Source organism: Azospira oryzae (genome assembly GCF_004217225.1).
Classification (GTDB): domain Bacteria; phylum Pseudomonadota; class Gammaproteobacteria; order Burkholderiales; family Rhodocyclaceae; genus Azospira; species Azospira oryzae.
On record NZ_SHKM01000001.1, the window covers coordinates 1,315,337 to 1,336,447 of the forward strand.

Here is a 21,111-nt window from a genome sequence, read left to right on the forward strand (position 1 = left end):
GAAGCACCTTTAGCTGGGGGTTTGACCCGGTTGGCGATGTCGCTGGCCCACATGGGGCAGCACACCGGCCACCGTATGGAAGGATCCGAAAACCAGGATTCTATCATTCTCGGCAGCCTGCTTCAGGGCTGCCTGCCATGCGGCGTAGGGGGAATCGTGGCAGTGCACCTCGCCGCCGAGGCCGGCCACGGCCTCCGCCAGCTGCACCGCAGAGGCGCCCCGGGGTACCGCCAGGTCGGCCAGCAGCCAGGTATCCACCTTGCCTTTGAGGGCGGCCAGGGTGGTGGCGATGTCCTTGTCGCCGAGCATGCCCACCACCGCGTGGGTGCGGTTGTAGAAGCCCATGTTGCCCAGGTTGTCGGCCAGCACCTGGGCCGACTGGGGATTGTGGGCCACGTCCAGGACCACCGCCGGCTGGCCGGGCAGGACCTGGAAGCGGCCGGGCAGCTCGGTCTCGATGAGGCCGGCGCGGATGGCGCCCATGGAGACGGGCAGGCGGTCCTTGAGGTAGTCCAGGGCGGTCAGGGCGGCGCTGGCGTTGGCCAGCTGGGCCGTGCCGCGCAGGCCGGGGAAGGCCAGGGCGCGGCGCTGCAGGGCCTCGCCCTGGCGCAGCCAGTAGCGCCATTGCAGGCGGTCCTCGGCGCTTTTCTCGAAACCGAAGTTGCGGCCGATGAGTTTCAGCTCGGCACCGATGGCGGCGGCGTGGTCCAGCAGGGACTGGGGCGGCTTGGCGTCGGCGCAGATGGCGGGCTTGCCGGGGCGGAAGATGCCCGCCTTTTCCCGGCCGATGTCTTCCCGGGTGGGGCCCAGCCAGTCGGTGTGGTCCAGGGCGATGCCGGTGACCACGGCCACGTCCGGCTCGTAGATGTTCACCGCATCGAGGCGGCCGCCCAGGCCCACTTCCAGGACGATGGCCTCGACCCCGGCAGCGGCGAAGACTTCCCAGGCGGCCAGGGTGCCGAATTCGAAATAGGTCAGGGCCTCATCGCCCCGGGCCGCTTCCACCCGGGCGAAGGCGGCGCACAGGGCCTCATCCGCCACCGGCTGGCCGTTGAGGCGCACCCGCTCGTTGTAGCGCAGCAGATGGGGGGAACTGTAGGAGCCCACCTTGCAGCCGGCCCGGTCCAGGATGTTCTCCAGATAGGCGCAGACCGAACCCTTGCCGTTGGTGCCGCCGACGGTGACGACCGGGCAGAACTCGCTCTGCCCCAGGGCTGCCTTGACCCGGGCCACCCGCTCCAGGCCCAGCTCGATGCCGGCCTGGCCCTTGGGATGGAGGGATTCGAGATGGGTGAGCCAGTCGGACAGGGTGGTGGGGGATGACATAGAAAGGCTAGCCACAGAGGGCACAGAGATCACAGAGGAAAGTCAAAAGCACCTACCCTGGAAGGCAGGAGGGACGCGGACTTCGGCCATGGCAGGCTGAAGAATGGCGTCCCTGTTGCCTCCCGGGGCACAGGTCCACACAGTTTGCTCCGGCCTTACGGCTGGAGAGAAAACCCTCTGTGTTCTCTGTGCCCTCTGTGGCAAAAAAGATTTTCAGGCAGCCGCAGGCAGCTTCTGCAGCAGGGCCAGCAGCTGGGCGATCTTGTCGCGCATTTCGCGGCGGTCCACGATCAGGTCGATGGCGCCCTTTTCCAGCAGGAACTCGGAGCGCTGGAAGCCTTCCGGCAGCTTTTCCCGCACCGTCTGCTCGATCACCCGGGGACCGGCGAAGCCGATCAGGGCATTGGGCTCGGCGATAACCACGTCGCCAAGGAAGGCGAAGGAGGCGGAGACACCGCCCATGGTGGGATCGGTGAGCACGGAAATGAAGGGCAGGCCGGCTTCCGACAGCTTGGTCAGGGAAGCGGTGGTCTTGGCCATCTGCATCAGGGAGAACAGGCCTTCCTGCATGCGGGCGCCGCCGGAGGCGGTGATGCAGATGAAGGGCACGTTCTGTTCCAGGGCCACCTGGACGCCGCGGATGAAGCGCTCACCCAGCACGGAGCCCATGGAGCCGCCCATGAAGTTGAATTCGAAGCAGGCCACGACCACGGGCAAGGTCTTGATGGCGCCCTGCATCACCACCAGGGAATCGGTCTCGCCGGTGTCTTCGGTGGCGTCGTTGAGGCGCTCCGGATAGCGGCGGCTGTCCTTGAACTTGAGGCTGTCCACCGGCAGCACTTCGGCGCCGATCTCGAAACGGCCTTCCGGGTCCAGCAGCAGGTCCAGGCGTTCCCGGGAATTGAGGCGGTTGTGGTGGCCGCACTTGGGGCAGACGTGCAGGTTGCCTTCCAGGTCGGTGGCGTAGAGCACCGCCTCGCAGGACGGGCACTTGCGCCACAGGCCTTCCGGCAGGTTGGACTTGCGCGGCGCGCCTTCACGCTTGATCTTCGGGGGCAGCAGTTTCTGCAACCAGCTCATGGCGTTCTCCGGTACTTTTTTAAATTCGGGTTGGCCGCAGAGGGCACAGAGATCACAGAGTTAAAACAGTTCCTGGACAACGCGACAGGGCCTGATCAAAAGCCCTCGCGGCATGACTGTCCTGTCGGTTTTACTCTCTGTGTCCTCTGTGCCCTCTGTGGCTAAAAAATTACTTGCTGGCGGCATCCACACCGCGGCGGATGTCGGCCACCAGGCCCTTGACGCGGGCCACGGCGTCATCCGGGTACTTTTCCATTTCCTCGATGATGCGGCTGCCCACCACCACGGCGTCGGCCATGCCGGCGATGCGCTTGGCGGTCTCCGCATCGCGGATGCCGAAGCCCACGCCCACGGGCAGGCCGGTGGCTTCGCGGATCTTGGGAATGCGTTCGGCCACTTCGTCGAAGTTGAGGGCGCCGCTGCCCGTCACCCCCTTGAGGGAAACGTAATAGACGTAACCCCGGGCCAGCTGGCCCACCTGATTGATGCGGGCATCGGTGGAGGTGGGAGCGAGGAGGAAGATGGTGTCCAGGTCCCGGGCGTTCATGGCGGCGCAGAAGGCGGCGCTTTCCTCCGGGGTGTAATCCACCACCAGCACGCCGTCCACACCGGCCTCGGCGGCGGCGGCGACGAAGGCTTCCATGCCCATGGCCTCGATCGGGTTGGCGTAGCCCATGAGGACGATGGGAGTCTCGCCGTCCTTCTCACGGAATTCGCTGACCATGGCCAGCACCTGGCGCAGGCTGACGCCCTTGGCCAGGGCCCGCTCGGAGGCACGCTGGATGGTGGGGCCGTCGGCCATGGGATCGGAGAAGGGCACGCCCAGCTCGATCACGTCGGCGCCGGCTTCCACCAGGGTGTGCAGCAGGGTGACGGTGAGGGCCGGATGGGGATCGCCGGCAGTGATGAAGGGAATCAGGGCCTTCTTGCCCTGGGCCTTGAGCGCGTCGAAAGTCTGTTGGATGCGGGACATGGGGCGGGCTCTCAGAATTGGATGCCGGACTTTTCGGCGACGGTGTGCATGTCCTTGTCGCCGCGGCCGGAGAGATTGACCAGCAGGATCTTGTCCTTGGCCAGGGAGGGGGCCAGCTTGGCGGCATAGGCCAGGGCGTGGGAAGACTCCAGGGCGGGAATGATGCCCTCGAAGCGGCACAGGTCATGGAAGGCCTGCAGGGCTTCGCTGTCGGAAATGCCCACGTATTCGGCCCGGCCCGAATCCTTCAGCCAGGCGTGCTCGGGGCCGACGCCGGGGTAGTCGAGGCCGGCGGAGATGGAGTGGGTCTCGGTGATCTGGCCGTTCTCGTCCTGCAGCAGGTAGGTGCGGTTGCCGTGCAGCACGCCGGGGCGGCCCTTCTGCAGGCTGGCGGAATGGCGGTTGGTATCCATGCCCTCCCCCGCGGCCTCGACGCCGATCAGCTTGACGCTCTCATGGGGAATGTAGGGATGGAAGATGCCCATGGCGTTGGAACCGCCGCCGACGGCGGCGATCACCGCGTCGGGCTGGCGCCCGGCCATCTCCGGCATCTGCACCAGGGCCTCCTTGCCGATGACGGTCTGGAAGTCCCGCACCATCATGGGATAGGGATGGGGACCGGCCACGGTGCCGATGATGTAGAAGGTGTTCTCGATGTTGGTGACCCAGTCGCGCATGGCTTCGTTGAGCGCGTCCTTGAGGGTCTTGGAGCCGGACTCCACGGGCACCACGGTGGCGCCCAGGAGCTTCATGCGATAGACGTTGGCGGCCTGGCGCTTGACGTCCTCGGAGCCCATGTACACCACGCACTCGAAGCCGTAGCGGGCGGCCACGGTGGCGGTGGCGACGCCGTGCTGGCCGGCGCCGGTCTCGGCGATGACCCGGGGCTTGCCCATGCGCTTGGCCAGCAGGGCCTGGCCGATACAGTTGTTCACCTTGTGGGCGCCGGTGTGGTTAAGGTCTTCCCGCTTCAGGTAGATCTGGGCGCCGCCCAGCAGCTCGGACCAGCGCTTGGCATGGTAGATGGGGCTGGGACGGCCCACGTAGTGCTTCAGCTCGTAGTCGAACTCGGCCTGGAAGGCAGGATCGGTGCAGGCGTGGGCATAGGCCGCCTTCAGTTCTTCGAGGGCGGCAATGAGGGTTTCGGAGACGAAGATGCCGCCGTAGGGGCCGAAGTGGCCGGAGGCGTCGGGCAGGTTGTAGGACATGGTAGGACTCCAGAAGACGAACGTTGAGAAGGACGGGGACTGCTTAGTCAGCCGCCGTCTCTCAGGTGTGGTCCGCCAGGTGGTGGCGCCAGTGAGTGCGAGTATGTCCGCCCGGTTTCTTGCGCATAAATCAGTTCGTCAAATCAATCGTTGTCGGCACTGCGAACGGCGGCGATGAAGGCCCGGATCTTGGCGGCATCCTTGATGCCCTTGGCCGCTTCGACGCCGGAGGACACATCCACCGCCGCCGGGCGCACCCGCCGTACCGCCTCCGCCACATTGTCCCCGTCCAGGCCGCCGGAGAGCACGATGCTCTGGGCCAGGCCGGCCGGGATGAGGGACCAGTCGAAGGTCTTGCCGCCGCCGCCGTAACCATCGACGAAGGCATCCAGCAGGATGGCCCGGGCCGAAGGGTAAGCAGCCGCGTATTGTACCAAATCCAGATCGGGCCTTACGCGGGCCGCCTTGAGGTAGGGCCGCAGGTAGCGCCGGCACTGGCTTTCCGTCTCGTCGCCGTGGAATTGCAGGACCTCCAGGGGCACTTTGGCCAGCACGGCCTCCACCTGGGCCGGTTCCGGATTCACGAACAGCCCCACCGCCGCGACGAAGGGCGGCAGCCGCCGGACCAGTTCCGCCGCCCGTTCGGGCGTGACGTAGCGCGGGCTGGGCGGGTAGAAGACGAAGCCGATGGCGTCGGCGCCGGCGGCCACGGCGGCATCCACGTCCGCCTCCCGGGTCAGGCCGCAGATCTTGATGCGGGTCTTGGTACGGGCATGGGTGGCGCTCGTCATGGTTCCAGGCTCCAGATTTGGGGCAGCACCGTGGTCTCCGGCAGGCCCCAGTGGGGTTCGTAGCTGACGCCGGCCAGGTAGAGGCCGGAGGGACTGAAGGTGGGGGCCGCCAGGCGCCGGTCCCGGGCCGCCAGCAGTTCGCCGATCCAGGCCGGCTCGTGCTTGCCCTTGCCCACATAGACCAGGCTGCCCACCAGGTTGCGGATCATGTGGTGCAGGAAGGCGGTGGCCTCGAAGTCGAACACTACCAGCTCGCCCTGGCGGCTGACCCGGGCCTGTCGCAGTTCCTTCACCGGCGTCTTGGCCTGGCACTCGGCGGCGCGGAAGGTGGAGAAATCGTGTTCTCCCAGGAGCAGGTCGGCCGCCGCCTGCATTTTCGCCACGTCCAGGGGCAGATGGAACCAGCCCACCCGGCCGGCGGCCAGACCCGGCCGCACCGGGCGGTTGAGCAGCAGGTAGCGGTAGCGCCGCCCCCGGGCGGAGAAGCGGGCATGGAAATCGGCGGGCACGGCCTGGGCCCAGCGCACGGCGACGCCGTCGGGCAGATGGGAATTGACGCCCCGCACCCAGGCCGATTCGGGCCGGGACACGGGCGCGTCGAAATGCACCACCTGGGAAGTGGCATGGACGCCCGTATCGGTGCGGCCGGCGCAGGTGGTGGCCACCGGCACCCCGGCAATGGCGCCCAGGGCGGCCTCCAGGGCATCCTGCACGGTGCGGCCGCCGGGCTGGGTCTGCCAGCCGTGGAAGGCATTGCCGTCGTACTCCAGGCCCAGGGCGATGCGGCCCGGGGTGGTGGTGGAAAGAACAGTGGATTCGCTCATGGCAACCACAGCGGAGAGGCAAGCAGGACGAGGATGCTGAGGCCCATGCCGGCGAGAAGCAGACGGTCAGGGCCTGGCAGGGGATGCAGTTCCACCTCCAGGACGCTTTCCTGCTCCTGGGCCGGCATCTCCAGAAAACGGCGCCAGTCCTGGCCCCGGGGCCAGGCTTCGGCGGAATCCACGTGCCGCATTACCAGCAGCAGGCGGGCGATGCCCCGCTCCGGCGCCAGCCCCAGGTAGCGCAGGGGCTGCAACAGGGTCAGCAGGCCCTGGGCCAGGGCCGCCGGCCGGGTGCGATGCAACAGCCAGGAGACGGCCAGCAGCACCGTCGCCAGGCGCAGGCACTGTTCCAGGCCGAGGAACACCCCTTCCCGGGAAGGGCTCCAGGCGTGGTCGTAGAGGGGCGTGCCCGGGGTGCCCAGGGCGAAGACGAGGAAGAGGGATAGCAGCAGCCAGCGCGTGCGCCGCAGCAGGGTGCGGCAACGCCCGGCCACACCGTCGGCCCGCAGCAAAGGCAGGACCAGGGCGGCCGCCAGGAGCGCCGGCAGGGCCTGGGCTGCCAGGGCCAGGAGCAGGCACAGCAGCAGGCGCACGGCCGGATGACGGGCGGAGGGCGTCGTCGGCATGGCAGCGGGCAAGGGCGGGGCGGAACGGTTCAAGAAGAGGGCCAGGGGGTGCGAAGCCCGCACTGTAAAACAAATGCCGCAGCCGGGATACCCGGGCTGCGGCATGGAGGGGGCGGAACGACGACGGCGCTCAGCTGCCGACGCGCTCCATCAGGGTGCGGGCCACGTCCTGCTGTTCGGCATTGCCTTCGCCGAGCACTTCCTGCAGCAGTTCCCGTGCCCCTTCCAGATCGCCCATTTCTTCATAGGCCTTGGCCAGATCCAGCTTGGTCGCCACTTCCTGCCAGCGGGCATCGTCGCCCTCGGCATCGGCAGCCTGCTCGGCTTCCAGCTGAGCCTCCAGCTGGGCGCCCAGTTCCGGATTGACCACGGTTTCGGCGGAGTCGAAGGACGGAGCCGGTGCAGCACTCACCTCCTCCATCGCCAGCTCGGGCATGACCACGGTTTCATCCGCCGCCGGCGTCAGGGTGGTCTCGGCCGCGGCTGCAGCAAGGTCATCCAGGCTGAGGGCTTCGTCGGCAACTTCCGGCAGCACCACGGTGTCGTCGGCGGCACTGACGGCCGGCTCGGCAGCCGGCGCGGGCGCCGCATCCAGGTCCAGATTGATGCTGGAGAGATCGAAGGCGCGGGGCGCCTCTTCCACCGGCAGGGCCTCGTCATCCAGCTGGATGTCCAGGTCGCCGCCGGGGGCTTCCGCGGTGATGGAAACAGGCTCTTCGGCCCCGGCCCCCAGATCGAGGTCGAAGTCGATGATGTTGTCGGCAGGAGCCGCCGGGGCTGCCTCAGGGGCCGCTTCCGGCAGCTGGAAGTCCAGCACTTCGGGCTCGGCAGCGGCGGCAGGGGCGGGCTCGGCCGCACCCAGATCCAGGTCGAAGTCCATGGCGCCGGACAGGGCGGCTTCAGGTTCGGCAGCGACGTCGGCAGCGGTATCGGCCTGGGGCGCGGCAGGAGCCTCGAGACCCAGGTCGAAGTCCAGGCTGACCAGGTCGGGCACCGGCTCGGCCGCCGCTTCCTGGGGCGCTTCCACCACCGGCAGGGGCTCCGCTTCGGCAGCGGCTTCAGCCAGCTGGGACAGGGTGCCGGGCATGGTCACCGTGTCCTTCAGCTGCTCGGCGCCGACGATCATGGTGGCATCGGGATCGAAATCGGCAGCAGCAGCCGCGGTCGCCGCGGGTGCCGGGTTGCCGCCGTAGAGCGGGTTGGCCGGGTCCAGCTTGGCGCCCATGGCGGCAGCCTTTTCCCACTCGGCGCCAACGCCGCCGGTCTGGGCGTAAAGCTCGCTGGCCAGGGTTTCGAACTGCTTGACGGCCTTGCGGTTGGAGTAGATTTCCAGCAGCTTGACGTGGATGGCGAAGCGCTTGGGATCCTTCTGCATGGCTTCGAGAAGGATTTCCTCGGCCTGGGCATCCCGGCCGTAGGCCATGTACACATCGGCTTCGGCCACCGGATCCACTTCGTCGGTATCGATGGTGCCGGGGCCGGCCTGGCTGAAATCGGTGGCCGGGGTGTTGGAGGTATCCACGCTCTGGCCGCCGGTGCTCTTGAACACGGAATTGGCGCCCAGGCTCGGCTGGGACAGGGAGCTGGTGGGCGGCAGGGTGGCCTCGCCGGCGGGAGCCTGGCGACGGCGACGGACCACGGCCAGGGCGCCGAGGCCGGCGATGGCGACCAGGCCGCCGCCCAGGAGGGGCAGGTTGTCCAGCAATTCGTCCACCAGACTGGGCTCTTCCACCGGGGCCGGCGGCGGCACCACCACCGGCGGCTTCGGTGCCGGCGTGGGCTCAGGCTTGGTTTCCGGTGCAGCAGCTTCGGCCGGTTTGTCCTCCGGCTTGGCGGCCTCGGCGGGCTTGGCGTCCTCGACCTTGGGCGGTTCGGGCTTGACCTCGGGCTTGGGCGGTTCCACCGGCGCCGTTTCGGCAGGCTTGGCAGGGGCGGCGGCGGGCAGCGGGGCCGCTGCGGCCGGCTTGGCCGCGGCCTGCTTCTGCAGATCGGCCAGGTTCTGGTTCTTCAGTTCCAGCAGTTTCTGCAGTTCGCTGACGTTCTTCTCCAGGGCCGCCATGCGTTCATTGGCGTCCTTGAGGGCCTTGTCCTTGGCAATCAGATCCTCTTCGCTGGCCTTGCCGGCACCGGCCTTGCCCGTGGCCGGACCTTCGGTCTTGGCGACCTTCACCTGGTCCTTGGGCGCAGCGGCCGGTGCCGCCTTGTCTTCCACCTTGGCGGTGACGCGGCCGGCAACGGCCTGGGTGGCGCCGTCGTCCTTGGGCGCCTCCTGGGCCACGGCCCCGGCCAGCTTGCGGCGGTAGGCATTCCAGTCCGAGGACTGGGCGAAGACGATCTTGCGCGCCTCGCTCTCGGAGACAGCAGCGACGGACTCCTTGTCCGGCACCGCCAGAATCTTGCCGGCCTTGAGGCGGTTCATGTTGCCGCCGTCAAAAGCCTCCTTGTTGGCCCGGTACAGGCCCACCAGCATCTGCTCCAGGGAGACGCCCTCGTGCACGGTCTCGCCGGCAATCTTGCGCAGGGTGTCGCCCTTCTTCACCTCGACGCTGCCCACGGCAGCAGCGGGCTGCTCGGCGGTCTTTTTCTCGGCGGCGGGCCGTGCCTCTGCCACCGGCTTTTCTTCCGCCGCCACCTTGGGTTTGCGGCTGGCAGTCACCTTGGCAGGTTTCTCTTCCACGGCCCGGGCGGCCGGCTTTTCTTCCACGGGCGCCAGGGGACGGGTTTCAAGACGGGGAGGCTGCTTGGCCTCGACCGTGGACACCTGGGCACCGCCCTTGATGGCCATTTCCGGCGGATCGAGAAGGAAGGTGTATTCGCGCACCAGGCGGCCGGAGGGCCAGCTCAGCTCCAGCAGCATGTCCACGAAGGGGTCGTTGATGGGCTTGTCCGAACTGATGCGGATGACCGGCTGGGCGCCCTTCTGGTCCAGGGAAAATCTGATGCCGAGCAGGGTGGAAGCGTATTCGATGCCGGCCTGGGCAAAGGCATCCTGGGAGGCCAGGCGGGCCGTCATGTTGGACAGTTCCGCCTTGGTGGCGGAAACCTCCACTTCGGCGCGCAAGGGCTGCCCCAGACCGGAATAAACGGTGATCTTTCCCAACCCTGCCGCATCCGCCGCGAAAGGCATACACGCAAGCGCGGTTGCCAGGAGCGAGGCACGAATTTTCATATTGGTATCTTTAGTTTTGGCCACGGCGCCACCCTGAGCGTCGATTTTGGAAGAAATAAAATAACATCAGCAAGTTAGCCATGCAAGCTAATCTTTATTCTAATGTAGTTATCCCTTTTGTATAACAAAACCGGGGCTCTCGGCCCCGGTTCTGGTATTGGCTCCCGGCCAAATCAGGCTTCGAGCAGGATGCGCAGCATGCGGCGCAGGGGTTCGGCAGCGCCCCACAGCAGCTGGTCGCCGCAGGTGAAGGCGGCCAGGTACTCGGGACCCATGGCCATCTTGTGCAGACGGCCGACGGGCACGGTCAGGGTGCCGGTGACGGCGGCAGGGGTCAGCTCGCGCTCGGAAATCTCGCGCTCGTTGGGCACCACCTTGGCCCACTGGTTGGCCTTGGCCAGCATGTCGCTGATCTCGTCCAGGGGCACATCCTTCTTCAGCTTGATGGTGAGGGCCTGGGAGTGGCAGCGCATGGCGCCGATACGCACGCAGAGGCCATCGATGGGAATGGAGCCCTGGCTACGGAAAGCGGGCTTGCCCAGAATCTTGTTGCATTCGGCGCCGCCCTTCCATTCTTCCTTGGACTGGCCGTTTTCCACGGGCACGTCGATCCAGGGGATCAGGCTGCCGGCCAGGGGGGTGTTGCGGAAGTTCTTCTTGGGGAAGGCGTCGGAACGGATGGTTTCGGCCACCTTGCGGTCGATTTCCAGGATGGCGGAAGACGGGTCGGCCAGCAGGTCGGCCACGGAAGCGTGGATGGTCCCCATCTGGGCGATCAGCTCGCGCATGTTCTGGGCACCGGCACCGGACGCGGCCTGGTAGGTCATGGAGGTGGCCCACTCGATCAGGTCGTTCTGGAACAGGCCGCCCAGGCCCATCAGCATCAGGGAGACGGTACAGTTGCCGCCGATCCAGTTCTTGCCGCCCTTGGCCAGGGAGTCCTGGATGACGTTCTTGTTCACCGGGTCGAGGATGATCACGGCGTCGTCGGCCATGCGCAGGGCGGAGGCGGCGTCGATCCAGTGGCCGTTCCAGCCGGCGGCGCGCAGCTTGGGGAAAACTTCCTTGGTGTAGTCGCCACCCTGACAGGTGATGATGATGTCGCAGGTCTTCAGGGCGTCAATGGAAGTAGCGTCCTGCAGGGGAGCAGCCGCCTCCTTACCACCGAACACCGGGGCCTTGCCGCCGGCGTTGGAAGTGGAGAAATACACCGGTTCGATATGGGCAAAATCACCCTCTTCCACCATGCGCTGCATGAGGACGGAACCGACCATACCGCGCCAACCAACCAGACCAACTCGCTTCATCACTGCTTCCTTGGGTAAGAACTTAATGAATATGTAACGGTATCACAGGCGGCGAGGTTTACCACCCCGCCGCCGTCAAGGTTTTGCCTGGGATTACAGGGCGGCCAGGACGGCGTCGCCCATCTGCCTGGTGCCCACCTTGGTGGTGCCCGGCTCGTAGATGTCGCCGGTGCGGTAACCCTGGGCCAGCACCTTCTTCACGGCGTTTTCCACCTTCACGGCGGCTTCTTCCATATTGAAGGTGTAGCGCAGCATCATGGCGGCGGAGAGGATGGTGGCCAGGGGATTGGCCACGCCCTTGCCGGCGATGTCCGGGGCGGAACCGTGGGAGGGCTCGTAGAGGCCCTTGTTGTTGGCGTCCAGGGAGGCGGAGGGCAGCATGCCGATGGAGCCGGTGAGCATGGAGGCTTCGTCGGAGAGGATGTCGCCGAACATGTTACCGGTGACCATCACGTCGAACTGCTTGGGATTGCGTACCAGCTGCATGGCGGCGTTATCCACCAGCATGTGGGACAGTTCCACGTCCGGGTATTCGGGGGCCAGTTCGTTGGCGATGTCGCGCCACAGCTGGGTGGTTTCCAGCACATTCATCTTGTCCACCGAGCACAGCTTCTTGTTGCGCTTGCGGGCGGCTTCAAAAGCCACGCGCAGGATGCGGCGGATTTCGGACTCGCTGTAGTGCATGGTGTTGAAGCCGAAGCGCTGCTTCTGGCCGTCGATCTCGCGCTCCTCGATGCCGCGGGGCTGGCCGAAGTAGATGTCGCCGGTCAGTTCGCGCACGATGAGGATGTCCAGGCCGGCCACCACTTCGGGCTTCAGGGTGGAAGCATTGGCCAGTTCCGGGTAGAGGATGGCGGGGCGCAGGTTGGCAAACAGGTTGAGTTGCTTGCGAATGCCCAGCAGGCCGCGCTCGGGGCGCTGTTCCCGGGGCAGGGTGTCCCACTGGGGGCCGCCCACGGCGCCCAGCAGCACGGCATCGGCTTCCTGGGCCAGCTTCTGGGTGGCTTCCGGGTAGGGGTTGCCGGTGGCATCCACGGCACAGCCGCCGAGCAGGGCGGTTTCCATTTCAAAGCCCAGGTTCAGGGCTTCCAGCACGCGCACGGCTTCCGCCATGATTTCGGGACCGATGCCGTCACCGGGGAGAACGCAAATTTTCATTTTCAGAACCTTAAAGGACTTGGCCACAGAGGGCACAGAGAACACAGAGGTTGAAACCTCGCGGTGCCACGGACACCTGCGTTAACAGGCCAAATCCGCTGCCTTTCTCTGTGAACTCTGTGCCCTCTGTGGCAAAAATTAGATCAGGAAAACAGCCAGGGCTGTTCGGCCCGGCGGCGCTCCTCGAAGGCCTTGATCTTGTCGGCATGGCGCAGGGTCAGGCCGATGTCGTCCCAGCCGTTGAGCAGGCATTCGCGACGGAAGGCATCCACTTCGAAGGGAATGGCGTGACCATCGGGGCGCACCACCTTCTGCTGCTCCAGATCCACCACCAGCTTGAAGCCCGGGGTGTATTCGGTGAGGCCGAACAGGGCATCGATCTCGGCCTTGGGCAGGACGATGGGCAGGATGCCATTCTTGAAGCAGTTGTTGAAGAAGATGTCGGCGAAGGATTCGGCGATGACCACGCGGAAGCCGTAGTCCAGCAGGGCCCAGGGGGCGTGCTCGCGGGAGGAGCCGCAGCCGAAGTTGCTGCGGGTCAGCAGCACGGAGGCGCCCTGGTAGCGCTGCTGGTTGAGCACGAAGTTCGGATTCAGGGGCCGCTTGGAGTTGTCCATGCCCGGCTCGCCGTGATCCATGTAGCGCCACTCGTCGAAGGCATTGGGACCGAAGCCGGAACGCTTGATGGACTTGAGGAACTGCTTGGGGATGATGGCATCGGTATCGACGTTGTTACGGTCGAGGGGGGCCACCAGGCCGTCGAGTTTGGTGAATGCCTGCATTATTTGGTCGCCTTCTGGATGGCCTCGCCACCCTTTTCGATGTCCTGGCCGATACCGCGCACGGTGTTGCAGCCGGCGGACAGGAAAGCCAGGGCTGCGAGAATCAGGGTCAGTTTCTTCATGGCTCTAATCTCCTCGGTCTTCAGAGAATGTCACGCACGTCGGCGAAATGACCGGCGATGCCGGCGGCAGCGGCCATGGCCGGACTCACCAGATGGGTACGGCCACCGGGGCCCTGACGGCCTTCGAAATTGCGGTTGGAGGTGGAAGCGCAACGCTCGCCCGGCTCCAGCCGGTCGGCATTCATGGCCAGACACATGGAGCAGCCCGGCTCGCGCCACTCGAAGCCGGCGGCAACGAAAATCTTGTCCAGGCCTTCGGCCTCGGCCTGGCGCTTGACCAGACCGGAGCCCGGCACCACCAGGGCCAGCTTGACGTTGGCAGCCTTCTGGCGGCCGCGCACCACGGCGGCGGCTTCGCGCAGGTCCTCGATGCGGGAATTGGTACAGGAACCGATGAAAACCTTGTCGATGGCGATCTTCTTGATTTCCAGATTGGGCGTCAGGCCCATGTACTGCAGGGCCCGCTCCATGCCTTCGCGCTTCACCGGATCGGCTTCCTTGGCCGGGTCCGGCACGGTGGCGCCGATGGGCACCACCATTTCGGGGGAGGTGCCCCAGGTCACCTGGGGCTGGATTTCCTCGGCCTTCAGATCGACGGTGCAGTCGAAGCAGGCGCCTTCGTCGGACTTCAGGGTGCGCCAGTAGGCCACCGCCTTGTCCCAGGTCTCGCCCTTGGGCGAGAAGGGGCGGTCCTTCAGGTAATTGATGGTGGTGTCGTCCACCGCCACGAAACCCATGCGGGCGCCGGCCTCGATGGCCATGTTGCACAGGGTCATGCGGCCTTCCATGGAGAGGCCGCGGATGGCGGAGCCGCCGAATTCGATGGCATAGCCGGTACCGCCGGCGGTGCCGATCTTGCCGATGATGGCCAGGGCCACGTCCTTGCCGGTGACGCCCTTGCCCAGCTTGCCCTCGACGCGGATCAGCATGGACTTGGACTTCTTCTGGATCAGGCACTGGGTGGCCATCACGTGCTCCACCTCGGAGGTGCCGATGCCGTGAGCCATGCAGGCGAAGGCGCCGTGGGTGGAGGTGTGGGAGTCGCCGCAGACCACGGTCATGCCTGGCAGGGTGGCGCCGTTTTCCGGGCCCACCACATGCACGATGCCCTGCCGCATGTCCTTGAAGGGCCAGTAGGCGAGAGCGCCCACTTCACGGATGTTGGCGTCCAGGGTTTCCACCTGCTGGCGGGAAATGGGGTCCTTGATGCCCTCTTCCCAGTGGTCCGTGGGGGTATTGTGGTCGGCGGTGGCGACGATGGAGGAGACGCGCCAGGGCTTGCGGCCGGCCAGCTTCAGACCCTCGAAAGCCTGGGGGCTGGTCACTTCATGGACCAGGTGGCGGTCAATGTAAATCAGCGCAGTGCCATCGGCTTCTTCATGTACCACATGGTTCTGCCAGAGCTTGTCGTAGAGGGTTTGCGGCATTTTTGTTCCGGCCTTGGGAAAAGGGTGGAAATTTTATCGCAAAAAGGCGTTTTCAGGGCCGCCCGGGGCCTGGGGGACTGGAAACCCCTGTCTCATTTCCGTCGTTTTGCCGGTTTCTCGGCGCCTTCCCTGGCGGCATCCTTCGCCGGCTCTCCCGCCTTTTCCCGCTCCCCTCCGGACGCGGCCTCCGGGGCCGCTTCGCTGTGGGGCACGTAGTAGCCCATGGCCTCGGGCAGCCACTGCTGGATCTGGCGGATGCGGGTGCCGTCCGCCGGGTGGGTGGAAAGAAACTCCGGCGGCTTGCCTTCCCGCTTGCTCTCCTCGGCCATGCGCTGCCACAGGGCCAGGGCCGCATGAGGGTCGTAGCCGGCCTTGGCCATGTAGATCAGGCCCATGCGGTCCGCCTCCGATTCCTGCAGGCGCGAATAGGGCAGCAGGTAGCCCACCGCCGCCCCGGCGCCGAGCAGGCCGGCGTACATATTGGCCTTGCGCGAGTCGCTGGCGGAAACCACCACCGCAGCCGTCAGCCCGGCCACCAGCATCTGCTGGCTCATGCGTTCGCCACCATGGCGGGCAATGGCGTGGGCCACCTCGTGGCCGACCACCGCCGCCAGGCCCGCATCGTCCCGGGTCAGGGGCAGGATGCCCGTATAGACGGCCACCTTGCCGCCGGGCAGGCAGAAGGCATTGATGGCCTTATCGTTCTCCACCACCTTGAATTCCCACTGGTAGTTCTTGCCCGTGGCGGCGGCAATGCGCTTGCCCACCCGCTGCAGCTGGGCATTGAGGGCCGGATCGTCGGAAATCTTTTCCTTTTTCAGAATGTCCTCGTAGGAACGCAGCCCCATCCGCACCTCCTCCCCTTCGCCGAGCAGCAGCAGCTGGCTGCGCCCGGTCAGGGGCACCGTCTGGCAGGCGGTAAAGAGGAGGACGGCGGAGGCAAGAAGCCAGGGACGCAGGTTCATGGCGCAATCAATCCGAAAGAAAGTGAATACTCAACGCACCGGGGCCGCCGGGGCTGACTCGTCCCGCACCCAGCCGGCCACCAGGACCAGGCCGCAGACGGCAAACAGGGCGCCGATGCCGAAGGTGGCGGCATTGCCCAGGCCGTCCCAGGTCCAGCCGCTGACCAGGCCGCCGAGGAGGCCGCCGGCACCGAAGGAGAGACTGGAATAGAGGGCCTGCCCCCGGGCCTGGCAGCGCCCCGGAAACCAGCGGTTGATGGCGGCGATGGCCGCCGCATGGTAGGCGCCGAAGGTGAGGCCGTGCAACAGCTGGGCGCCGAGCAGGACCGACAGGGAATCCACGCCCCAGCCGATGAGCAGGAAACGCAGCACGGCGGCGGCAAAGCTGGCCAGCAGCACCTGGCGCAGGGAGAAGCGGCGCAGCAGGCGGGCCATGAAGAAGAAGACGCCGATCTCGGCGATCACGCCGAGAAACCACAGGCTGCCCACCAGGGTCTTGCTGTAGCCGTGGTCGGCCAGGTAGATGGAATAGAACAGGTAAAGGGCCCCATGGGCCGCCGACATGAGAAAACAGGCCCCCAGCAGGGCCCGCACCCGGGGCTGGGCCAGGATGGTGGATACGGGCGGCGTCGCCACGTGCTGGGGCGGCGTCGGGCTCTCCGGCACCAGCAGGGCGAAGGCCAGGATGCCGCCCATGAGGGCGAAGGACATCCACAGCACACTGGCCGGCGGCAGGTAATCGAGCAGGGCGCCGGTGGCCAGCACGGTGACGATGTAGCCGATGGAGCCCCAGATGCGTACCCGGCTGTAGCGGGCCGGTTCGGCGTGGAGATGGTCGAAGACCACGGTTTCCATGAGGGGCAGGGCCGCCGACCAGAAGAAGGCCAGCAGGGCCATGGCGCCGAGCAGGGGCACCAGGGTCTGGGCGAAGAAGAACAGGTTGAAGACCACCACGCTGACCCCGGCCGCCAGCCGCACCAGGGGAATGCGCACGTGCAGGTGGTCCGCCAGCCAGCCCCAGACGGCAGGGGAGCACAGGCGCATGAGGGCCATCTGGCTTAGGATCAGGCCGATTTCCCAGGAGGAAAGGCCCAGGGACTGGAGATAGAGCCCGAAATAGGGCTGGAAAACGCCGACGAAGGCGAAATGGAAGAAGTAGTAGCCAGAGAGGCGCCAGTACGGCAGGGATGGGTGCATCCGGCAATTTTACCGGATGCACGGCCCCGGGCTCATGCCTTCGCCGCGGGGCCTGACGGGGGACCGATCAGCCGCGGCCGGGAGCGGCCGGCAGGCGGGGCGTGGCACAGACCACATCGCCGCACTGGGCGCGGTGGCGCAGGGCATGGTCCATCAGCACCAGGGCCAGCATGGCCTCGGCGATGGGCGTGGCGCGGATGCCGACGCAGGGGTCGTGGCGGCCTTCGGTGGCCACTTCCACCGCATTGCCCTGCACATCCACCGAACGGCGCGGCTGGGCAATGGAAGAGGTGGGCTTGATGGCCATGTTCACCACGATGTCCTGGCCGGTGGAAATGCCACCGAGGACGCCGCCGGCATGGTTGGAGAGGAAGCCGGCGGGAGTCATCTCGTCGCCGTGCTCGCTGCCCTTCTGGGCGATGCTGGCAAAACCGGCGCCGATCTCCACACCCTTGACGGCGTTGATGCCCATCATGGCGTAGGCGATTTCCGCATCCAGGCGGTCATAGACCGGCTCGCCCCAGCCCGGCGGCACGCCGGTGGCGGTGACGGTAATCTTGGCACCGACCGAATCCAGGGACTTGCGCAGGGCATCCATGTAGGCCTCCAGTTCCGGCACGATGGCGGCGTTGGGGGCGAAGAAGGCATTGCCGTCGATGGCGGCGGCGTCCACGAAGGGAATCTCGATGGGGCCCAACTGGCTCATCCAGCCCCGGATGCTGATGCCGTAGCGCTGCTGCAGCCACTTGCGGGCGATGGCGCCGGCGGCCACGCGCACCGCGGTTTCCCGGGCGGAGGAACGACCGCCGCCGCGGTAGTCGCGGAAGCCGTACTTCTGGGTGTAGCCGTAATCGGCATGGCCGGGACGGAAGGTGCTGGCGATATTGCCGTAGTCTTTGCTGCGCTGGTCCTGGTTGCGGATCAGGAGGCCGATGGGCGTGCCGGTGGTCTTGCCCTCGAAGACGCCGGAAAGAATCTCCACCGTATCCGGCTCCCGCCGCTGGGTGACGTGGCGGGAGGTGCCGGGCTTGCGCCGGTCCAGTTCGGCCTGGATGTCGGCCTCAGTCAGCTCCAGCCCGGGAGGGCAGCCATCGACGACGCAGCCGATGGCCGGGCCGTGGGATTCGCCGAAGGAAGTGACCGTGAACAGGGTGCCGAAAGTATTGCCGGACATGGGCGCAGAAACCTTGTGCTGGAAAGGTTTCGGAGTTTATCACAGGCCCGCCCGGCGCCCTCCCCGGCCAGGACGGCCGAGGCGTAAACAGGCCGATTTCAGAAGGGCGGCGGCGACTCGAAGCGGAGGACCTCGTCGGTGATGGGATGGCGGAATTCGAGACGGGAGGCGTGCAGCAGCAGACGTTCGGCCCGCACCTGGGCCGGCCCGGCATACAACTCGTCCCCCAGGATGGGATGGCCGATGGCCGCCATGTGCACCCGCAGCTGGTGGGTACGGCCGGTCACCGGCTCCAGTTCCACCCGGGAACAGTCTGCGGCGACATCGCTGGCCAGGCGGCGGAAACGGGTCAGGGAAGGCTTGCCCTCCTGGAAATCCACTTTCTGCCGGGGCCGGTTGGGCCAGTCCACGATCAGGGGCAGATCCACCTCCCCTTCCTTGTCCTGCAGCACGCCGGCCACCACCGCCTGGTAGCGCTTGCTCACCTTGCGCTCGCGGAACATCTCGAACAGCTTTTTCTGCATGGCCGGCCCCCGGGCCAGCACCAGCAGGCCGGAAGTGTCCATGTCCAGCCGGTGGGCGATCATGGCGTCGGCAAAGACTGCCTGCACCCGGGACACCAGGCAGTCCGCCTTGTCCTCGCCGCGGCCGGGCACGGAAAGCAGGCCGGCCGGCTTGTTGACCACCACCAGGGCGCCGTCTTCGTAGAGCAGGTCGAGGCCTGCATCGGGGGGAGGCTGATAGGAAATCACGGAAGCTGCCAGGTCGCAAAAAAGGCGCAGCCTACCTCAAGAAGGCGCCGCCCGGCCACCGCCGGCCCGGGAACTGCGGCTCAGGGCGCCGCCGGGAAGGGGGCGGAACGGCCGCCCCAGAACATCAGCTCGCTCTGGCCGGCGGGCGCCGGCGTGCCGGCCCGGGCCAGACCCAGGGCCACGGGCTTTTCCTTGAGCAGCTGGCGGATCAGGGCCGGCGGCACCGGCCCCTCGATGATGTAGCCGCCGGTGCGGGCAGTGACGAAGGAGGCGAAATTCTCCGGCACCGCCAGCCAGCGGCGGGTGGAGGCCACGCTCACCACTTCGTTGCGGCGCACGGTAAAGCCGTTGGCGCGCAACTGGGCTTCCCATTCACCGCAGGGACGGCAGGCGGATTCGTGGAAAATCTCGATCACCGGTGCCCCGCCCTCCTGGGCATGCAGGGGCAGGGCCGGGGCCAGCAGGGCCAGGCACAGCAGCAGGCGGCGGTTCAGCATCCGGCTTTCCCCGGCTTGCAGCCTTTGAGCATCCACAGGGAAATGATGCCCACCGCCTCGTTGGCCATGGTCTTGCGGCCCATGCTGGTGACCGTGCGGCCGTTGCTGGTCACCGCATTGACGTCGGCGCCGGCCTGCAGCAGCAGGGTGGCGTTGGCCGACTTGTCGGCGTAGGCCGCCAGATGCAGGGGGGTGGCGCCCTCCCCGTCCCGGGCATTGACGTCGGCGCCGGCGGCCAGCAGGGCCTTGACCACGCCGCTGTCCGGATTGGTGGCGGCCAGGTGCAGGGGGGTGGAGCCCATGTCGGTGCGGGCGTCCTTGAGGCCGGGCTGGCGCTTGAGCAGGGCCTGCATCTCGGCGGCCGTGCCCAGGCGGGCCACGTCGTGCACCGGCTGGTCCGGCGACAGGCTCTGGGCGTGGGCATGGGGCGCCAGGAAAACGGAGAGGAACAGGCTGAAGACGACGCCGATGCAAAGGCCGATCAGGGAGCGGAGGGCATAGGGCATGGCACGGTCTCCGGCGACGCAGGAGGGAAAGGCGGGGAACTGGCGTGGGCGCATGGTTTGAGCGGAGTCCGGGAATTTCGTTGGATGCAGCGTAGCATCTACCACCCCCTCGCGGCTTGTCTTTCACCTGCATCAAAACCCGGAGGCGCCGGGGCGGTCGAAATAACCAGACGTTATCTCTTTAGTCCCACCTGATCTTTGTTCGCCGGGCGCCATGGTTTAGATTGGCGCCATTCTCCGCATACCGCCCAAAGGAAATTCCATGAAAATCGCCAAGGATGTGACCCAGCTGGTGGGCAAGACCCCCCTGGTCCAACTCAACCGCGTCGCTGCCGGCATCGAGGGCACCGTGGCCCTGAAGCTGGAATATTTCAACCCGGCCCACAGCGTCAAGGACCGGATCGCCGTGGCCATGATCGACGCGGCCCAGGCCGCCGGCAAGATCAAGCCCGACACCATCGTCCTGGAACCCACCTCCGGCAACACCGGCATCGGCCTGGCCATGGTCTGTGCCGCCCGCGGCATCAAGGCGGCCTTCGTCATGCCCGAAACCATGAGCCGGGAGCGCAAGCTGCTGCTCAAGGCCTACGGCGCCGAGCTGATCCTCACCCCCGGCCCCGAAGGCATGGGCGGCGCCATCAAGAAGGCCCAGGAGCTGGCCGAGAGCGACTCCCGCTATTTCATTCCCCAGCAGTTCGAGAACCCGGCCAACCCGGAAGTGCATCGCAACACCACCGCTGAGGAAATCTGGGCCGACACCGACGGCCAGGTGGACATTTTCGTCGCCGGCGTCGGCACCGGCGGCACCGTCACCGGCGTCGGCGAAGTGCTGAAGGCCAAGAAACCCAGCGTCCAGGTCTTCGCCGTGGAGCCCGATGCCTCCCCGGTGCTCTCCGGCGGCGCCAAGGGCCCCCACCCCATCCAGGGCATTGGCGCCGGCTTCGTGCCCGCCGTGCTCAACACCCAGGTTTACGACGGCGTGGTGCGGGTCAAGAACGACGACGCCTTCGCCACCGCCCGCCGCCTGGCCACGGAAGAAGGCCTGCTGGTGGGCATTTCCTCCGGCGCCGCGGTGTGGGCCGCCCTGGAAATCGCCAGGAAACCGGAAAACAAGGGCAAGCTGACCGTGGTGGTGATCCCCTCCTTCGGCGAACGCTACCTGTCCACCGCCCTCTACCAGCACCTGGAAGTCTGACCCCGGATGCTCCCGAACGCCCCGGCCCGCCG

20 protein-coding genes are annotated in these 21,111 nt (G+C 66.7%); 1 reads left to right on the plus strand and 19 read right to left on the minus strand.

Going from position 1 to position 21,111, the window contains the following annotated elements; genetic code table 11:
- Window positions 1-9: 9 nt before the first annotated feature.
- The 19 genes from folC to EV678_RS06060 form a co-directional block, all read right to left on the minus strand.
- Window positions 10-1,326, minus strand: coding sequence for a bifunctional tetrahydrofolate synthase/dihydrofolate synthase (gene folC, locus EV678_RS05970; RefSeq protein ID WP_130458837.1), 1,317 nt, complete (start codon window positions 1,324-1,326; stop codon window positions 10-12).
- A gap of 213 nt (window positions 1,327-1,539) precedes the next feature.
- On the minus strand, window positions 1,540-2,406 hold the full coding sequence (gene accD / locus EV678_RS05975) for an acetyl-CoA carboxylase, carboxyltransferase subunit beta (protein WP_014238202.1): 867 nt from the start codon (window positions 2,404-2,406) through the stop codon (window positions 1,540-1,542).
- 169 nt (window positions 2,407-2,575) lie between these two features.
- Window positions 2,576-3,379, minus strand: a complete 804-nt coding sequence (gene trpA / locus EV678_RS05980) for a tryptophan synthase subunit alpha (protein WP_130458838.1) — start codon at window positions 3,377-3,379, stop codon at window positions 2,576-2,578.
- Between the two features lie 11 nt (window positions 3,380-3,390).
- Window positions 3,391-4,587, minus strand: coding sequence for a tryptophan synthase subunit beta (gene trpB, locus EV678_RS05985; protein ID WP_014238204.1), 1,197 nt, complete (start codon window positions 4,585-4,587; stop codon window positions 3,391-3,393).
- A 143-nt stretch (window positions 4,588-4,730) separates the two neighbouring features.
- Window positions 4,731-5,378, minus strand: a complete 648-nt coding sequence (locus EV678_RS05990) for a phosphoribosylanthranilate isomerase (RefSeq protein ID WP_130458839.1) — start codon at window positions 5,376-5,378, stop codon at window positions 4,731-4,733.
- Window positions 5,375-6,202, minus strand: coding sequence for a tRNA pseudouridine(38-40) synthase TruA (gene truA / locus EV678_RS05995; protein ID WP_130458840.1), 828 nt, complete (start codon window positions 6,200-6,202; stop codon window positions 5,375-5,377). The genes EV678_RS05990 and truA overlap by 4 nt, the downstream gene beginning before the upstream one ends.
- Complete coding sequence (locus EV678_RS06000) at window positions 6,199-6,861, minus strand: CbiQ family ECF transporter T component (protein WP_165397457.1); 663 nt, start codon at window positions 6,859-6,861, stop codon at window positions 6,199-6,201. Before EV678_RS06000 ends, truA begins: the two co-directional genes overlap by 4 nt.
- 97 nt (window positions 6,862-6,958) lie before the next feature.
- Window positions 6,959-9,928, minus strand: coding sequence for a FimV/HubP family polar landmark protein (locus tag EV678_RS06005; RefSeq protein ID WP_207222188.1), 2,970 nt, complete (start codon window positions 9,926-9,928; stop codon window positions 6,959-6,961).
- 242 nt (window positions 9,929-10,170) lie between these two features.
- The gene (gene asd, locus EV678_RS06010) at window positions 10,171-11,304 is read right to left on the minus strand and encodes an aspartate-semialdehyde dehydrogenase (protein ID WP_130458843.1); all 1,134 of its coding nucleotides are present in this window, start codon (window positions 11,302-11,304) and stop codon (window positions 10,171-10,173) included.
- Window positions 11,305-11,397: 93 nt separating this feature from the next.
- Window positions 11,398-12,462, minus strand: a complete 1,065-nt coding sequence (leuB, locus tag EV678_RS06015) for a 3-isopropylmalate dehydrogenase (protein WP_130458844.1) — start codon at window positions 12,460-12,462, stop codon at window positions 11,398-11,400.
- A gap of 143 nt (window positions 12,463-12,605) precedes the next feature.
- Window positions 12,606-13,244, minus strand: a complete 639-nt coding sequence (leuD, locus tag EV678_RS06020) for a 3-isopropylmalate dehydratase small subunit (protein WP_109040228.1) — start codon at window positions 13,242-13,244, stop codon at window positions 12,606-12,608.
- Complete coding sequence (locus EV678_RS06025) at window positions 13,244-13,366, minus strand: entericidin A/B family lipoprotein (RefSeq protein ID WP_014238212.1); 123 nt, start codon at window positions 13,364-13,366, stop codon at window positions 13,244-13,246. The genes leuD and EV678_RS06025 overlap by 1 nt, the downstream gene beginning before the upstream one ends.
- A gap of 20 nt (window positions 13,367-13,386) precedes the next feature.
- Complete coding sequence (gene leuC / locus EV678_RS06030; RefSeq protein ID WP_130458845.1) at window positions 13,387-14,793, minus strand: 3-isopropylmalate dehydratase large subunit; 1,407 nt, start codon at window positions 14,791-14,793, stop codon at window positions 13,387-13,389.
- Between the two features lie 92 nt (window positions 14,794-14,885).
- Window positions 14,886-15,758 carry a M48 family metallopeptidase gene (locus EV678_RS06035; protein WP_130458846.1) on the minus strand — a complete coding sequence of 291 codons (873 nt, stop codon included), beginning with the start codon at window positions 15,756-15,758 and terminating at the stop codon, window positions 14,886-14,888.
- A 30-nt stretch (window positions 15,759-15,788) separates the two neighbouring features.
- Complete coding sequence (locus EV678_RS06040) at window positions 15,789-16,955, minus strand: MFS transporter (RefSeq protein WP_130458847.1); 1,167 nt, start codon at window positions 16,953-16,955, stop codon at window positions 15,789-15,791.
- A 67-nt stretch (window positions 16,956-17,022) separates the two neighbouring features.
- A complete protein-coding gene (gene aroC / locus EV678_RS06045; protein WP_014238216.1) occupies window positions 17,023-18,129 on the minus strand; it encodes a chorismate synthase in 1,107 nt (368 codons plus the stop codon).
- Between the two features lie 98 nt (window positions 18,130-18,227).
- A complete protein-coding gene (locus EV678_RS06050; protein ID WP_130458848.1) occupies window positions 18,228-18,881 on the minus strand; it encodes an RluA family pseudouridine synthase in 654 nt (217 codons plus the stop codon).
- 80 nt (window positions 18,882-18,961) lie between these two features.
- The gene (locus tag EV678_RS06055) at window positions 18,962-19,378 is read right to left on the minus strand and encodes a DUF411 domain-containing protein (protein ID WP_130458849.1); all 417 of its coding nucleotides are present in this window, start codon (window positions 19,376-19,378) and stop codon (window positions 18,962-18,964) included.
- Window positions 19,372-19,884, minus strand: coding sequence for an ankyrin repeat domain-containing protein (locus tag EV678_RS06060; protein WP_014238219.1), 513 nt, complete (start codon window positions 19,882-19,884; stop codon window positions 19,372-19,374). The genes EV678_RS06055 and EV678_RS06060 overlap by 7 nt, the downstream gene beginning before the upstream one ends.
- 262 nt (window positions 19,885-20,146) lie before the next feature.
- Here EV678_RS06060 and cysK point away from each other — a divergent pair, with 262 nt between their 5' ends.
- The gene (gene cysK, locus EV678_RS06065) at window positions 20,147-21,079 is read left to right on the plus strand and encodes a cysteine synthase A (protein WP_130458850.1); all 933 of its coding nucleotides are present in this window, start codon (window positions 20,147-20,149) and stop codon (window positions 21,077-21,079) included.
- Window positions 21,080-21,111 lie beyond the last annotated feature (32 nt).

What these genes read in the sequence shown, in the direction of transcription:
- EV678_RS06060 (WP_014238219.1), bottom strand. Translation starts at nt 19,884, where the DNA reads ATGCCCTATGCCCTCCGCTCCCTGATCGGCCTTTGCATCGGCGTCGTC.
- truA (WP_130458840.1), bottom strand. Translation starts at nt 6,202, where the DNA reads ATGAGCGAATCCACTGTTCTTTCCACCACCACCCCGGGCCGCATCGCC.
- trpA (WP_130458838.1), bottom strand. Translation starts at nt 3,379, where the DNA reads ATGTCCCGCATCCAACAGACTTTCGACGCGCTCAAGGCCCAGGGCAAG.
- accD (WP_014238202.1), bottom strand. Translation starts at nt 2,406, where the DNA reads ATGAGCTGGTTGCAGAAACTGCTGCCCCCGAAGATCAAGCGTGAAGGC.
- cysK (WP_130458850.1), top strand. Translation starts at nt 20,147, where the DNA reads ATGAAAATCGCCAAGGATGTGACCCAGCTGGTGGGCAAGACCCCCCTG.
- trpB (WP_014238204.1), bottom strand. Translation starts at nt 4,587, where the DNA reads ATGTCCTACAACCTGCCCGACGCCTCCGGCCACTTCGGCCCCTACGGC.
- leuB (WP_130458844.1), bottom strand. Translation starts at nt 12,462, where the DNA reads ATGAAAATTTGCGTTCTCCCCGGTGACGGCATCGGTCCCGAAATCATG.
- asd (WP_130458843.1), bottom strand. Translation starts at nt 11,304, where the DNA reads ATGAAGCGAGTTGGTCTGGTTGGTTGGCGCGGTATGGTCGGTTCCGTC.
- EV678_RS06040 (WP_130458847.1), bottom strand. Translation starts at nt 16,955, where the DNA reads ATGCACCCATCCCTGCCGTACTGGCGCCTCTCTGGCTACTACTTCTTC.
- EV678_RS06035 (WP_130458846.1), bottom strand. Translation starts at nt 15,758, where the DNA reads ATGAACCTGCGTCCCTGGCTTCTTGCCTCCGCCGTCCTCCTCTTTACC.
- folC (WP_130458837.1), bottom strand. Translation starts at nt 1,326, where the DNA reads ATGTCATCCCCCACCACCCTGTCCGACTGGCTCACCCATCTCGAATCC.
- EV678_RS05990 (WP_130458839.1), bottom strand. Translation starts at nt 5,378, where the DNA reads ATGACGAGCGCCACCCATGCCCGTACCAAGACCCGCATCAAGATCTGC.
- leuD (WP_109040228.1), bottom strand. Translation starts at nt 13,244, where the DNA reads ATGCAGGCATTCACCAAACTCGACGGCCTGGTGGCCCCCCTCGACCGT.
- EV678_RS06055 (WP_130458849.1), bottom strand. Translation starts at nt 19,378, where the DNA reads ATGCTGAACCGCCGCCTGCTGCTGTGCCTGGCCCTGCTGGCCCCGGCC.
- EV678_RS06025 (WP_014238212.1), bottom strand. Translation starts at nt 13,366, where the DNA reads ATGAAGAAACTGACCCTGATTCTCGCAGCCCTGGCTTTCCTGTCCGCC.
- leuC (WP_130458845.1), bottom strand. Translation starts at nt 14,793, where the DNA reads ATGCCGCAAACCCTCTACGACAAGCTCTGGCAGAACCATGTGGTACAT.
- aroC (WP_014238216.1), bottom strand. Translation starts at nt 18,129, where the DNA reads ATGTCCGGCAATACTTTCGGCACCCTGTTCACGGTCACTTCCTTCGGC.